Source organism: Mesorhizobium sp. EU05-FHT14A09 (genome assembly GCF_058790995.1).
Genome location: NZ_JBYTDF010000010.1, coordinates 184420 through 198736, shown reverse-complemented (window position 1 = coordinate 198736; position 14317 = coordinate 184420). Strand labels below are relative to the sequence as shown.

The 14317-nt window shown below is 62.9% G+C and carries 13 protein-coding genes; 7 read left to right on the top strand and 6 right to left on the bottom strand.

Annotation, left to right across the window (positions count from 1 at the left end; genetic code table 11):
* The first annotated feature begins 33 nt into the window (after positions 1–33).
* From tdh to AC3WTO_RS26335, 4 genes are read left to right on the top strand one after another with little or no spacing between them, the layout of a single operon-like run.
* Complete coding sequence (gene tdh / locus AC3WTO_RS26350; RefSeq protein WP_492463899.1) at positions 34–1116, top strand: L-threonine 3-dehydrogenase; 1083 nt, start codon at positions 34–36, stop codon at positions 1114–1116.
* Between the two features lie 2 nt (positions 1117–1118).
* Positions 1119–2204, top strand: coding sequence for a GNAT family N-acetyltransferase (locus tag AC3WTO_RS26345; protein WP_492463898.1), 1086 nt, complete (start codon positions 1119–1121; stop codon positions 2202–2204).
* Between the two features lie 42 nt (positions 2205–2246).
* Positions 2247–3284, top strand: coding sequence for a methyltransferase (locus AC3WTO_RS26340; RefSeq protein WP_492463897.1), 1038 nt, complete (start codon positions 2247–2249; stop codon positions 3282–3284).
* Entirely contained in the window at positions 3281–4720 is a 1440-nt protein-coding gene (locus AC3WTO_RS26335; RefSeq protein ID WP_492463896.1) for an FAD-binding oxidoreductase, read from the top strand. The genes AC3WTO_RS26340 and AC3WTO_RS26335 overlap by 4 nt, the downstream gene beginning before the upstream one ends.
* A 25-nt stretch (positions 4721–4745) precedes the next feature.
* Here the strand turns inward: AC3WTO_RS26335 and AC3WTO_RS26330 are convergent, their stop codons facing one another.
* Together AC3WTO_RS26330 and AC3WTO_RS26325 are read right to left on the bottom strand one after the other, a co-directional pair.
* Positions 4746–5204 (bottom strand): PaaI family thioesterase, encoded by a 459-nt coding sequence (locus tag AC3WTO_RS26330; RefSeq protein ID WP_239364530.1) that lies wholly within the window; start codon positions 5202–5204, stop codon positions 4746–4748.
* A 312-nt stretch (positions 5205–5516) separates the two neighbouring features.
* Complete coding sequence (locus tag AC3WTO_RS26325) at positions 5517–6806, bottom strand: RsmB/NOP family class I SAM-dependent RNA methyltransferase (protein WP_492463895.1); 1290 nt, start codon at positions 6804–6806, stop codon at positions 5517–5519.
* 176 nt (positions 6807–6982) lie between these two features.
* Between AC3WTO_RS26325 and AC3WTO_RS26320 the strand changes: the two genes are divergently transcribed.
* The gene (locus tag AC3WTO_RS26320) at positions 6983–7660 is read left to right on the top strand and encodes an MIP family channel protein (RefSeq protein WP_492463894.1); all 678 of its coding nucleotides are present in this window, start codon (positions 6983–6985) and stop codon (positions 7658–7660) included.
* Between the two features lie 138 nt (positions 7661–7798).
* Here AC3WTO_RS26320 and katG read toward each other — a convergent pair whose 3' ends face one another.
* The gene (gene katG / locus AC3WTO_RS26315; RefSeq protein ID WP_492463893.1) at positions 7799–9982 is read right to left on the bottom strand and encodes a catalase/peroxidase HPI; all 2184 of its coding nucleotides are present in this window, start codon (positions 9980–9982) and stop codon (positions 7799–7801) included.
* A 230-nt stretch (positions 9983–10212) separates the two neighbouring features.
* On the opposite strand from katG, the gene AC3WTO_RS26310 reads away from it, so the two are divergent.
* A complete protein-coding gene (locus AC3WTO_RS26310; RefSeq protein WP_492463892.1) occupies positions 10213–11124 on the top strand; it encodes a hydrogen peroxide-inducible genes activator in 912 nt (303 codons plus the stop codon).
* 75 nt (positions 11125–11199) lie between these two features.
* Here AC3WTO_RS26310 and AC3WTO_RS26305 read toward each other — a convergent pair whose 3' ends face one another.
* From AC3WTO_RS26305 to rocF, 3 genes are all read right to left on the bottom strand, one after another.
* Positions 11200–11592 (bottom strand): RidA family protein, encoded by a 393-nt coding sequence (locus AC3WTO_RS26305; RefSeq protein ID WP_492463891.1) that lies wholly within the window; start codon positions 11590–11592, stop codon positions 11200–11202.
* A gap of 120 nt (positions 11593–11712) precedes the next feature.
* Positions 11713–12774 (bottom strand): ornithine cyclodeaminase, encoded by a 1062-nt coding sequence (gene ocd, locus AC3WTO_RS26300; RefSeq protein WP_492463890.1) that lies wholly within the window; start codon positions 12772–12774, stop codon positions 11713–11715.
* 2 nt (positions 12775–12776) lie between these two features.
* The gene (rocF, locus tag AC3WTO_RS26295; protein ID WP_492463889.1) at positions 12777–13697 is read right to left on the bottom strand and encodes an arginase; all 921 of its coding nucleotides are present in this window, start codon (positions 13695–13697) and stop codon (positions 12777–12779) included.
* Positions 13698–13878: 181 nt separating this feature from the next.
* Between rocF and AC3WTO_RS26290 the strand changes: the two genes are divergently transcribed.
* Positions 13879–14316: an Lrp/AsnC family transcriptional regulator gene (locus AC3WTO_RS26290; RefSeq protein ID WP_492463888.1), complete on the top strand. Its 438-nt coding sequence runs from the start codon at positions 13879–13881 to the stop codon at positions 14314–14316.
* The last annotated feature ends 1 nt before the right edge of the window (position 14317 follow it).

Sequence of the window (14317 nt, the reverse complement as noted above, 5' to 3'; positions counted from 1 at the left end):
GCGAGCCAAATGGCTCACGGAAAGCGAGGCGATATGAAAGCGCTCGTAAAGGCAGAGTCTTGTGAAGGCCTTTGGCTCCGCGAGGTGCCCGAACCGAAGATCGGTCCGAACGACATCCTCATACGCATCCATCAGACCGGCATTTGCGGAACCGATCTTCACATCTGGCTGTGGGATGACTGGGCACGACGGACCGTCGCGGTTCCAACGATCACAGGCCACGAATATTCGGGCGAAATCGTCGAGGTCGGACGTAACGTCAGCAATCTGAGACGGGGGCAGCGTGTCTCTGGCGAGGGACATGTCGTCAGCCTGCAGAGCCTCGCAGCGCGTGCGGGCCGCATGCACCATGACCCGGACACCAGGTCGATCGGGGTGACATTGCCGGGCGCATTCGCCGAATTCCTTGCCCTGCCAGCCTTCAACGCCATCCCCCTGCCCGATAGCATCGATGACGAACTGGGTGCGATCCTCGACCCTCTGGGCAATGCGGTGCACACGGCGCTGTCCTTCGACATTGTCGGTGAAGACGTCCTCATCGCTGGCGCAGGACCGATCGGCATCATGGCTGCGGCGGTGGGGCGACAGGCCGGTGCACGACGCATCGTCATCACCGACATCAATCCCGAACGGCTGGCGCTCGCCGCCCGGGTAACCGACGTCATGCCCGTCGATGTCGGCCGGGAAACCCTGCAGGATGTCATGTCCAGGCTCGGTATGCGCGACGGATTCGCTGTCGGCCTCGAAATGAGTGGCGCACCTCCCGCCTTCGGTCAGATCGTCGACGCGATGGCGACTGGCGGAAAAATCGCCTTCCTCGGTCTGACGCCGCGTCCGGTCGAAGTGGACTGGACCCGCGTCGTCCTGAAGAGCCTTCTGATCAAGGGCGTCTATGGCCGCGAGATGTTCGAAACCTGGCGCAAGATGTTGGCCCTGCTCGAGCAGGGGCTGAACGTCAGACCGGTGATCACCCATCGCCTGCCGGCAGCGCGGTTCGCGGATGGCTTCACCGCCATGCGTACGGGCGCCTCCGGCAAGGTCGTTCTGTCCTGGTCGCAGCACGGATTCGGCAACAAGGCTGACGCCAACGCCGCCCAGTTGACGGTCGAGGCCTGACCATGAACGACATCGCCATAGACGTCCTCTCATCCATCGACGAGATCGACGGCGCAGCCTATGAGGCCTTGCATCGCGACTGTGGGGCACCGGCCTTCTACGATCGCCGCTTTTTGCAAGCCGCCGAGCGCGCTCCACTGCTGCCTTACGAGCGGTGCTGGTATCTGGTCGCCCGCAATGGTGGCCGCCTCCTCGGTGTGCTGCCGACCTACCTGCAGTCTGCCCGGGTGGTCGATCCGTTCGGCCTGCTCGCAAAAAGCACTTCGGTCCGCTTCCAGCCGCAGCAGATGGGGCTGTTCAGCCATGTCATGCATTGCTCGGATACAAGGATCCTGGCGCGCGAACCGATCATGCCGGTCTACCACGCCCTTGTCGCGCGGCTGGCTCAGCTCGCCGCCGAAGTGGATGTCTCACATTTCGCGATCATGAATGTCGCGGACCCCCGCGTGCTTGCCATGGCGAACATGCTCGGACTCGAAGTCAGCCACATGGTCGACCGTTACTGGATCGACCTGTCCCCGGTCACCGACCTCGAAGACCTGATCGACAGGCACCTGCCCAAGGATGGGCGTTACGAGATGCGGCGCCAGTTGCGCAAATTCGGGCAGAGCGACGCAAGGCTCGTTTTCGAGGAACCCCCGTTCGACAATCTGCAGGAATTCGGGACCCTGTGCCACGACACGACCGCCCGCAACGGCACCCCCGACTACCTTCCCGCTGCCGCACTCGCACGCTTCGTCGATATCTGTGGCGGACTGGCGCGCCTTGTCTCGGTCTATTCCGGGTCACAGCGGCTGGGTACCTGCGTGCTGCTGCTCGAGCGTGATGTGCTGCACTACTGGCTGTGCGGGATGACCTACACGCCTGGCGAGTTCAGTCCCTACACGGTCACTTTCGCCGAAGTGTATCGATACGCCCTCCAGAACGGCTATTGCCGGGTCGAGGCGGGACGGTTGAATGTCCGCGTCAAGGAACGCCTCGGTCTGCGCCCGCTGGCGCTGCACGCCATCGTCAATTCCCGCCCCGGCTCCATGTACCCTCGCAACATCGCGGCCGCCGCGAGCTCGTCAATCGTATCCTTGCAATGAAACGTCGGGCCGGCACTGCCAGCGCAAACGGAGAGGATCGTCATGCTCAACCAATCGCCAGCCATAACGAGTGAACCGCGTACGGATGATCGTGCTTTGTGGGATGCCATCTTCGGCATCTATGGTTTCCCGGCGCTGTTCATCGCGCACCGCCTCGATCTGTTCCGGTTTGTCGCCGACAATCAGCCGACCCTGGCCAAATTGTGTGAAGGCCTGAAACTGCAACGCCGCGCCGCACAGATCCTCGTCAGCATTGCAACAACCCAGGGATTCCTTGAACTCGACGAAGGCCGTTTTCGTCTAACGCCACTGTCCGAGGACTACCTGCTGGAAAACAGTCCGAATTATTTCGGGCACTATTGGGATCTGCTGATCGACAATCACGAGGTCTTTTCCTTCGGGGCCCTGACGACGTCGATCACGAGCGGCGCCCCGCGGGCTTACGGAGTGGACGACATCTACGAGGCACATCGCGAGGACGCCGAACGAACCCGGCAGTTTACACGCGCCATGCACTCGATCAGCCAGTCGTCGGCACTCGGCTGGACACGCAAACTAGACCTAAGCCCCTACCGCAGAATGCTTGATGTCGGCGGAGGATCGGGCGCGCATGCACTCGTCGCGGCAAAGATCGCGCCGGAACTGCACGCCACGGTGTTCGACCTCGCAACCGTATGCCCTGTGGCCGAGGAATTCATTGACCGATACGACCTCGCCGATCGCGTCGACGTTCATGTCGGAGACATGTGGGTCGATCCCTTCCCACCAGCCGACCTGCATTTCTATTCCCACGTCTATCATGGCTGGGCGCCGGAAAAATGCCGGCTGCTGAGCAAGAAGAGCTTTGACGGCCTCGATCCGGGCGGCCAGATCGTCGTCCATGAATTTCTCTATGACGACGCTGGCAAAACAGGTCCCTTCCCGGCCGCGGCAATGAGCATGGTCATGCTGGGCTGGGGCGAAGGAGAGCAGTATTCCGGCGCTGAAGTTCACGACTTCCTTGAAGAAGCCGGCTTCCGTGACATCCAGATCGTCCCGACTTTCGGCTACTACAGCGTCGTTACGGGTCAAAAGACATGAGCCGGCTGCGCAGGAACCTGACCACCGAACAGGTCGAGCAGCTTACCCGGGCCATCACCGGAGACGTCTGCAGCCGTCTGGCACCCGAGTATGAGGCGCGTCGGCGTGCGCTGGTCTGGAACGGGCGCCCACCCGACATCTTCCCCTTCCTGATCGTCATCGCAAATTCGGCTGAGGAGGTCGCAACCGCCATCGATTTCGCACAGCGTTACAATCTTCCGGTGAGCACCCGCGGCACGGGCCATAGCTACAGCGCGATTTTCATGTGCGACGACGGTCTGCTGCTCGATGTGTCGCGGTTGAACAATGTGACGATCGATCGGGCGGAACGCAGGCTGAGCGTCGGCCCGGGCGCAACCAGCGGTCAGATCAGCGCGCTGCTCGAACACGAGGGTTTGGCCTTCCCTGTCGGCCACGGCGCGCCCGTAGGGATCGGCGGATTTCTCCTGGGCGGCGGTCTCGGCGTCAACTGCGCCGCCTGGGGCGGGATGAGCACTTTCAACATACTGGCAGCGGACGTCGTGACAGCCGACGGCACCCAGCACCATGTCAGCGCCGGTGAGAACGCCGATCTGTTCTGGGCGCTGCGCGGCGGCGGCCCCGGACTACCCTTCGTCGTCACCCGTTTCCACCTGCAATGTTACGACCACCCAGGGGCGATAACGAGCAACAACTACCTGCTTCGTTTCAGCGAGCTGCCTGTTCTGGCCAAAGCTCTGGACGAAATCGCTCCCAGCCTCGACCGCCGGCTACAGGTCATGCTGGCGGTGATTTCCGCACCGCCGGAACTGGCGAAACACTGCTCCGCCGAGGATCACGGCCGTCTCGCGGCGGTAACCGCCATTGCCTTCGCTGACGATGCCTATGCGGCACGTCGGATGCAGTCGGCCCTGGCCAGGCTGCCGATCCTGTCGACAGCGCTGTTGCGCGTCGAGGACCAGGCGACCAGGTTCAGCGAAATCCTGGAGCAGACCGAAACCATTCTGGTGTCGAAACGCTTTCGCACCGACAACATCCTCACGGATGAGCTGGGCAGAGCGGTAGAGATCATCATGCGCCATGCGCCGGCCTCGCCTTCCGCGGCCAGCCTTCCACTCATCGTCTGGCGTGGACAACACACACTGCCGGATGCCGCCTACTCGATTTCAGGCCGGTATTTCATCTCGACCTATGCGCAATGGGATCTGGCCGCGGACGACGCCGTCAATGCAGCCTGGCTGCACAACTTCTACGACGAGATGGCGACAGTCGCGACCGGCGCCTACATCAACGAATTCGACCTGGAAGCGCGGCTGACTGCCGTCGGCCGTTGTTACTCACCCTCGGCCCTGAAACGCCTCGACACCCTGCGCCGGCAGCTTGATCCGGACGGCGTCTTCCACAGTCCATTTCCGGGTTCGCAGCCCTTGGAAATCAAAAGATCCGCAACGGCATGAGGAATTCGCTTCGCGAGCCGGCTGCTCAACCTTCGATGCCTTCGCGACCGGTCACCGTCATCATGGTGCCGGTCATGGTGGCAATCAGCTTGGCCTCACCATCGGCGGCAAAGGCATAGGCCTGGCCGTCGGCGACGATGATGGTACGACCGGGCTTGGTGACCGAACCGCGGAACAGGAAGCGTTCGCCCTTGCCCGGCGCCAGGAGGTTGACCTTGAATTCGATGGTCAGCACGCCGGAATTTTCCGGCATCAGCGAATAGGCGGCATAACCACAGGCCGAATCCAGCGCCGTCGAGATCACGCCTGCGTGCAGGAAGCCGTGCTGTTGAGTAAGCGCTGCCGAATAAGGCATCTCGATCTCGATGATGCCCGGCGTCACCAGCGTCAGTTCCGCACCGATGGTGGCCATGGCCTGCTGGCGCGAGAACGAAGTCCTGACGCGTTCTTCGTAATTCGGGGCCGGTACGATCTTGGCTGCCATGGCGCTCCCCAAAAGGTGTCGGCGGATTGCGATCCGCCCATAGCCCAAAAAGTCTGCAACTTTTCGGGATCATGCTGTGAGCCTATCGCATGATCTTTTCCGAAAAGTCTGCAACTTTTTCGGGATCATGCTGTGAGCCTATCGCATGATCTTTTCCGAAAAGCCTGCAACTTTTTCGGGATCATGCTGTGGGCCTATCGCATGATCTTTTCCGAAAAGTCTGCAACTTTTTCGGGATCATGCTGTAGCCGGCTTACCGCAGAGCGCGCACGCAGGCAATGTCCATGCTGCATTGCAGCATAGGCCAGTCGATCACGCAACCTTGCGCAGGGCGCAGAAATAGAAGCCGTCGGTGCCACTCAACGCCGGCGACAGCGAGATGCCGAATTGCGGGCCGAGGCGGGCCGCAGCGTCATGGCCGGGGAAACGGGCATGCCACAGCGCCGCATGGTCAACCGGCGCGAAGCCTTTGTGACGCGCCAGGAAGGCAGACACCTGCTCGCCGTTTTCATCCGGGAAAACCGAGCAGGTGATGTAGACGAGCAGGCCGCCGGGTTTCACGAAGCCCTTGGCCACGTCGAGGATGGCAGACTGTTCACCCTTGCGCGTATCCAGCTGACGGCTGGTCAGCCGCCATTTGGCATCGGGCCGACGCCGCCATGTGCCGGAACCGGTGCAGGGTGCATCGACCAGCACGATATCCATGTGACCGGTCAGCGGCGCCAGTTCCTGCTCGCGCGCAACAACCTGGATGTTGCGGTTTTCGGAGCGGCGCATACGGTCGAAGATCGGCGCCAGACGCTGCTTTTCAGCGTCATGCGCGAAGACCTGGCCCTTGTTCTGCATCGCCGCCGACAAGGCCAGCGACTTGCCGCCTGCACCGGCGCAATAGTCGAGCACCTGCATGCCGGGTTGTGCGTCGGCGAGTTCAGCGGCGATCTGCGACCCCTCGTCCTGCACCTCGAACCAGCCCTTCTGGAAAGCCGGTTCGGCCTGAACGTTCGGATGGCGGCCGTCGCCAGCGATCGGCGCGATACGGATGCCCAGGGTGGCGAGGCGCGCCGGTTCGGCCCCGGTCTCGGCGAGTTCCGCCAGCACCTTGGCGCGATCGGCCTGCAAGGTGTTGGTGCGCAGGTCGAGCGGCGGGCGGGCAGCAAGTGCGGCCCCTTCCTCCACCCATGCCTCACCGAAGGCTTCCTTCAGCAAGGGCACGCACCAGTCGGGGCTATCGGCCCGCACTTCGTCCGGGGCGTCAGCGAGTTTGCGCGAACCGACGGTCGCCAGCTCGGCATCGCTCAGCAGGGCCGGTGCAAACTTGTCGCCTTCCAACGCGGCATTCAGCGACTGCGCCGTCTGCCCCCACTCCAGCAGCAGCGCGCCGAAGCCGACGGCGCGCGGCGTCTCGTCATCGAAAAGCCAGCCGGCGCTGCGCCTGCGGCGCAGGGCGTCGTAGACGATGTTGCCGATCGCCGCGCGATCGCCGCCACCGGCAAACCGGTGCGACAATCCCCAGTCGCGCAAGGCATCCGCCGCCGGACGGTGCCGACGATTGATGTCCTCCAAAACTTCGATGGCTGCCGCCAGCCTTCCGCCCAGTCGCATTCGTCCGCCGCACAGGATTGATTTCGTCCTTGCTCTAAAGGGCGCAACCCGAATGCACAAGCTCTTGAACTGGCGCAATATCCGCCGCTTTCAAACGCTTCGGCCAGAGCTTACGATTCTGCTTGCGATTCGTGGCTCTGCCAGGAGCTGGCAGGGCCCTTTCGAGGAGAGGGACTATGAAATCTTATCTGGCTGAAGTTCTGGGTACATTTCTGTTGGTGTTCATCGGCACTGCCTCGGTGGTGACCGGCGGGTTCGGCGGCGCCCTGCCGCTGGGCCAAGAAGGCATCGGCCTTGCTTTCGGCATCGGCCTCATCGCCGCCGCCTACGCGATCGGACCAATTTCCGGCGCGCATCTCAACCCGGCTGTGACGCTGGGCGTGTTCCTGGCCGGGCGCCTGCCGGCCAAGGACGTGATCCCCTACTGGATCGCCCAGATCATCGGCGCCATCATCGCTTCGCTGGCGCTGTGGGTCATCGTTTCGGGACAGACCGGCGGCCACACCGGTGGCTTCGGCGCCAATGGCTGGGACGAAACGAAATGGGGTGTCAGTTCGGCATTCCTCTGGGAACTGATCGGCACGTTCACCTTCGTGACGGTTATTCTCGGCGTCACCAGCGGCAAGCATACGACAGCCTTTGCCGGCCTCGTCATCGGCCTGACGCTGGCGGGCCTGCACTTCGCCATCATTCCGGTGACCGGAACCTCGCTCAACCCGGCTCGTTCGATCGGCCCGGCGCTGTTCAGCGGCGGCGCGGCCATCAGCCAGCTCTGGCTGTTCATCGTGGCTCCGCTGATCGGCGGCGCCATCGCCGGCATCGTCGCCAAGACCGGCGTCTTCGAGAAAGACTGACGAAAGCCATAAGGTGCGGCGCTTGATGGCGCCGCACCAAACCTTCCGGCAACAAAAAACAGGCGCGGATCACTCCGCGCCTGTTTTTTTGCTGGAGTGTTTCCGTTCCTCACGGACACTCCAAACTCTCGCATGACCTCAGACGAGGTCGAAGCGGTCGGCGTTCATGACCTTGTTCCAGGCGGCGACGAAATCCTTCACGAAAGTCGCGTTCGCATCGGAACTGCCATAGACCTCGGCAAGCGCGCGCAACTGGGCGTGCGAACCGAAGATCAGGTCGACGCGGGTGCCGGTCCAGCGGGCTTCGCCGGTGCTGCGGTCGCGCCCTTCGAACACACCCTCGGTGGTGGAAGGCCGCCACTCGGTACGCATGTCGAGCAGGTTGACGAAGAAGTCGTTGCTCAGTGTCTCCGGCCGGTCGGTGAACACACCATGCGTGGACTGGCCTGTGTTGGCGCCGAGGACGCGCAGGCCGCCGAGCAGCACGGTCATCTCCGGAGCCGTCAGGTTCAGCAACTGCGCCTTGTCCACCAGCAAGGTCTCCGCCGAAAGGCGCTGGGCGCCACGGAGGTAGTTGCGGAAACCGTCGGCGACCGGCTCAAGCGGTGCAAAGGATGCGACGTCAGTATCTTCCTGCGAGGCATCCATGCGGCCGGGCGTGAACGGCACGGTCACCGACTGACCTGCATCCTTGGCTGCCTTCTCGACCGCGGCGGCACCGCCGAGCACGATCAGGTCGGCGAGCGATACTTTCTTGCCAGCAGGCTGCGCGGCGTTGAACTCCGCCTGGATTGCCTCCAGTTTCTGCAGCACCGCACTCAGTTCGCTCGGCTGGTTGATCGCCCAATCCTTCTGCGGCGCAAGCCGGATGCGCGCGCCGTTGGCACCGCCACGCTTGTCGGAGCCACGGAAGGTCGAGGCCGAAGCCCAGGCAGTCGACACCAGCTGCGCCACAGAGAGGCCTGAAGCCAGGACCTTGGCCTTCAGCGCGGCGATGTCAGCCTGATCGATCAGGCCGTGATCGACGGCCGGGATCGGATCCTGCCAGGGCAGCACTTCTTCGGGAACGAGCTTGCCCAGATAGCGGGCGCGCGGACCCATGTCGCGGTGCGTCAGCTTGTACCAGGCACGCGCGAAGGCATCGGCGAACGCGTCCGGATCCTCATAGAAGCGCCGCGAGATCTTCTCATAGGCCGGGTCGAAACGCAGCGCGAGGTCGGTGGTCAGCATCGACGGAGCATGACGCTTGGACTTGTCATGCGCGTCCGGCACGGTGTTGGCGCCCATGCCATGCTTCGGCGTCCACTGGTGGGCGCCGGCTGGGCTCTTGGTCAGTTCCCACTCATAGCCGAACAGGTTCCAGAAGAAATTGTTCGTCCACTTGGTCGGCGTCGTCGTCCAGATGACTTCCAGGCCGCTGCCGATGGCATCGCCGGCCTTGCCGGTACCATGGGCATTCGCCCAGCCCAGGCCCTGCTGCTCGATGCCGGCGGCTTCCGGCTCTGCTCCAACCAGCTTCGCGTCGCCGGCACCATGCGTCTTGCCGAAGGTGTGGCCGCCGGCGATCAGCGCAACGGTCTCCTCGTCATTCATCGCCATGCGAGCAAAAGTGTCGCGGATGTCGCGCGCCGAGGCGAGCGGGTCCGGCCTGCCGTTCGGGCCTTCCGGGTTGACGTAGATCAGGCCCATCTGCACGGCGCCAAGCGGATTCTGCAGGTCGCGATCGCCGCTGTAGCGCTCGTCGGCGAGCCAGACGCCTTCGGGCCCCCAGTAGAGCTCTTCCGGTTCCCAGACATCGGCACGGCCGCCGGCAAAGCCGAAGGTCTTGAAGCCCATAGATTCCAGCGCAACGTTGCCAGTCAGGATCAGCAGATCGGCCCAGGACAGCTTGCGGCCGTATTTCTGCTTGATCGGCCACAGCAGGCGACGGGCCTTGTCGAGATTGACGTTGTCCGGCCACGAATTCAGCGGAGCAAAACGCTGCTGGCCGGCTCCGGCGCCGCCACGGCCGTCGCCGATGCGGTAAGTGCCGGCGCTGTGCCAGGCCATGCGGATGAACAGCGGCCCGTAATGGCCGAAATCGGCCGGCCACCAATCCTGCGAATCCGTCATCAGCGCCTTCAGGTCGGCAATGACCGCATCGAGGTCGAGGCTCTCGAATTCCTTGGCATAGTCGAATGCTTCGCCCATCGGGTCGGACAGCTTGGAATGCCTGTGCAGGATCTGGACGTCCAGTTGGTTTGGCCACCAATCCTGGTTCTTCGGTCCATGGCCGCTGAACGGGCATTTGCCTGCGTTATTGTCGTCGGTCTTTGCGTCCATTTCTTTCTCCAACGCTGATCTTCAAACGATGCCAGGTGCCATAGACCCTAAAGGGTGCACGGCAGACCTAGGTCTGGAGAGAGGCTTGTTATGGCTGCCTCCCTCGTGAATGGGTGGGTTGCCGAGGAGCTGCCCAAAGGCGCCCGCCGAATTGTGGAACAGCGGTAGCCTAAAAGCTCCTTTCTATAAAATCAAATTGCCTTTTCTGTTTTTTTCGATAGTTTTTTCTTATGATAAAGCTGACACTGCGGCAAATGCAGTATTTCGAGACGCTCGTGCAGACACTGCATTTCGGCCGGGCGGCGGCGCTGTGCGGCATCAGCCAGCCAGCGCTTTCCGCACAGATCGCCGACATGGAGGAAAAGCTTGGCTGCAAGCTGTTCGACCGTTCCGGTCGCAACGCCATCCTGACGCCGGAAGCAACGACACTGTTGCCACTGATCGCACGGACACTGGCGGCGGCGCGTGACGTGGACGAGGCCGCCCTGGCGGGACGCAAGGCGCTGGAAGGTCGCTTCCGGCTAGGCATCATTCCGACGGTGGCGCCTTACCTGCTGCCTTCAATCCTGCCGGAACTGCGGCAGCGCTATCCAGAATTGCGGCTCGAACTGCGCGAGGCGGTGACCGACACGCTGGCTGAAGAGGCAGCACTCGGCAACCTCGACGCTTTTGTCGCGGCATTGCCGCTCGATCAGCCGGGCCTGACTGCCGAGCCCCTGTTCGAGGACCGCTTCTTCCTGGCGGTACCACGCGCGGAGCCCGACCTTGTCGCCCCGCCAGTGCCTCCGGAGAGCCCGGTGCTGGAGAGACTGATGCTGCTCGAAGAGGGACATTGCCTGCGCGAACAGGCATTGCAGCTGTGCGGCAGCGTTCGCCCCACCGCCATGGCGAATTATGGAGCGACCAGCCTGACCACACTTCTGCAGATGGTTGGGCATGGCTTCGGCGTGACGCTGGTTCCGGAGATGGCGGTGGCGCCGACCGCAGCGCTGCCTGACCTTCGCGTCGTGCCCTTCGCCGAGCCGATGCCCTCGCGAACCGTCGCGTTGGCCTGGCGCCGCAACGGTCACCGCCAGGCGGAATGCATGGCGCTGGCCCAAGTTCTGAAAGGTGTGCGTGCCGAACCTGCACGCCTTCATTAGAGCGGTTGCGTTTTTTACGAAAGCGCTCGATACGAGCGTCTCAGATGCTGCTCAGTGCCAGCTTCCGACGCCTCCTCAAATGACCGCTATCGCATCGACCTCTATGAGGTAGCCTGGAGACATGACCGCCACCCCGACGATCACATTCGCCGGCTTGTGATCTCCGAAGGCCGAGATCTGCGCTTCCTCGATGATCGGAACATGTTCATCGCGGTTGTAGCCGACGATGTAGACCGTGATCTTGCAAACCTGCTCCGGTCGAGCGCCCGCTGCCCGGAGCGCGCGGCCGAGGTTGCTGAATGTCAGGCGCGCCTGCACCGCGAAATCACCATGGCCAACAAGCTTGCCGTCCCTGCCCTCGGGCTGCTGGCCGGAGATGAACACCATCCGGGTCCCGGTCGCGACGACAACCTGCGTGTACATCTCGGGAACAGGCAGGTCATCCGGATTGATGAGTTCGAGCGCCATTGAACCTCCTCCTGTCTCGTTCCGCAAAAACGAGAGCGCTTCCATCTCTCACGGCAGCGCTCCAGCTCTTTCTTTTTACGCAATCCGAATGGAAAGGCGCTACGCCCTTCCTGGAATTCCCTAGGCCTGAGCGCCCTCTTTTGCACCGGCCCTCAACAACATGCCGAAGAGGTCGCGCGGTTCGTCGGGATCGGCAAGCAGGTCGAGTTCCTCATAGAGGCCGGTCGCCTGCAACTGATCGCGCACATAACGCAGCGCCGAGAAATCCTCGGTGGCAAAGCCGACCGAATCGAACAGCGTGATCTGCTTGTCGCTGGTGCGACCGGCTGCCTTGCCCGCCATCACCTGCCACAGTTCGATCACCGGATGATCGCCATCCAGTTGCTGGATCTCACCCTCGATGCGCGTCTGCGGCGGGAACTCCACGAAGATGTCGGAGCGCAGCAGGATGTCGCGATGCAGTTCGGTCTTGCCCGGACAATCGCCACCGACCGCGTTGATGTGCACGCCCGAGCCGACCATGTTGTCGGTCAGGATCGTCGCATACTGCTTGTCGGCCGTCACCGTGGTGATGATCTCAGCGCCCTCCACCGCTTCCTGGCCGGAAGTGCAGACGGTGATGTCGAAGCCCATGCCGGCGAGGTTCTTCGCACAGCGCTGCGAAGCCGACGGGTCGATGTCGTAGAGCCGCAGCCGGTCGATGCCGGTGATTGCCTTGAAGGCGACGGCCTGGAACTCCGACTGCGCGCCATTGCCGATGATGGTCATGGTGCGGGCACCTTTCGGCGCCAGATATTTGGCCACCAGCGCCGAGGTGGCGGCGGTGCGCAGCGCCGTCAGGATGGTCATTTCGGTGAGCAGCATCGGATAGCCGGAGCCGACATCGGCGAGAACACCAAAGGCGGTCACCGTCTGCAGGCCTTCGCGGGTGTTCTTGGGATGACCGTTGACATATTTGAAGCCGTAGAGCCGGCCATCGCTGGTCGGCATCAATTCGATGACGCCGTCATGGCTGTGCGAGGCAACGCGCGGCGTCTTGTCGAACAGTTCCCAGCGGCGGAAGTCCTCTTCGATATAGGTGGCGAGCTCGGTCAGAAAGCGTTCGACGCCGATGGCCAGCACCAGCTTCATCATGGAATCGACGCTCACGAACGGAACGATGTTCAGCTTCGCTGCGGTCATGATCAGAAGCTCCTCGTCGGACGGTCCATGATGCGGCGGCCCATCAGGCTCGCCGTCAGGTCGACCATCAAGGTGGCGGTACGGCCGCGTTCATCGAGGAAAGGATTGAGCTCGACGAGATCGAGGCTGGTGACGAGCCCGCTGTCGGAGAGCATTTCCATGACCAGATGCGCCTCGCGCAAGGTGGCGCCGCCCGGCACCGTGGTGCCGACCGCCGGTGCAATCGACGGGTCGAGGAAATCGACGTCGAGGCTGACATGCAGCAGGCCGTTCTCGTCGGCGACACGCGCGAGGAAGGCGCGCAGCAGCGGCGCAATGCCGTGTTCGTCGATGGCGCGCATATCATGCACGGTCACGCCGGCTGCCTTGAGCGCCTCACGTTCAGGCGCATCGACGCTGCGCAGGCCAAGCGTACAGATGCGCGTCGGCTCCACCCGCACGGGCAAATCCGGGAAGACACCGTCGAAGCCGGGCAGGCCGCTGACATAGGCAAGCGGCACGCCATGCAGGTTACCGCTCGTGGTGGTGTCGAGCGTATGGTAGTCGGGATGCGCGTCGAGCCAGAGCACAAAGAGCGGACGGCCGGTCTCGGCGGCACGGCGGGCAATACCAGCCAGCGTGCCGGCGGAGATGGCATGATCGCCGCCAAGGAAGATCGGCATGGCATCCTTGCTGGCCTGATAGGCTGCCTCGGCAATCGCCGCCGTCCAGGCAACAATCTCCGGCAATTTCTTCAGCGCCGGATTGCGATGTGTGACCGGCTGGGCCGCGGCCGGCTGAACGGTGCCCAGATCCTCGACCTCGTGGCCGAGTTCGGTCAGCGCTGAAATCAACCCTGCCGTGCGCAACGCACTGGGGCCCATCTCACAACCCAGATGCCCGGCGCCATCCTGCTCCGGCGCACCCACTATCCTGCAACGCATGGTGTTCCTTCCCTGCCCAATTTCTATGTCCTGGAAGTGGACACATCCAGGACACCGTTATTTTCCGGCATTGAAGCGCAACTGACTGGCGGAATGAACAAACTGATTTGGCAGATATCGCTCATTGCCTTATCATTTCGGCAATATCGAATGCCAATATGGTCAATCATGGATATCCGGCATGGATTCGCTCGACGAAAAGCTGGTGACGCTGCTGAGGCATGACGGTCGCCGCTCCATTTCCGACCTTGCCGTCGATCTCGGCGTATCACGGGCAACGGTGCGGGCCCGCATCGAGCGGCTGGAGCGGCAGGGCGAGGTCCTCGGCTACACGGTCATCCTGCGCGCGGACGCGCTGGAGCAGCGCGTCCGCGGCATCATGATGATCGAAGTCGAAGGCCATGCCGCCGACCGCGTGGTGCGGGCGCTGGGCGGCTTCCCGGAAATCTCGGCCATCCACACCACCAATGGCCGCTGGGATCTCGTCGTCGAACTGAACACCGAGACGCTGACGCAGCTCGACGCCGTGCTGCGCAAGGTGCGGCTCATTCCGGCCATCACCGGTTCGGAAACCACGCTGCTGCTTGCAACGCCGCGCTCGACCCGGGCACGGCTATAAC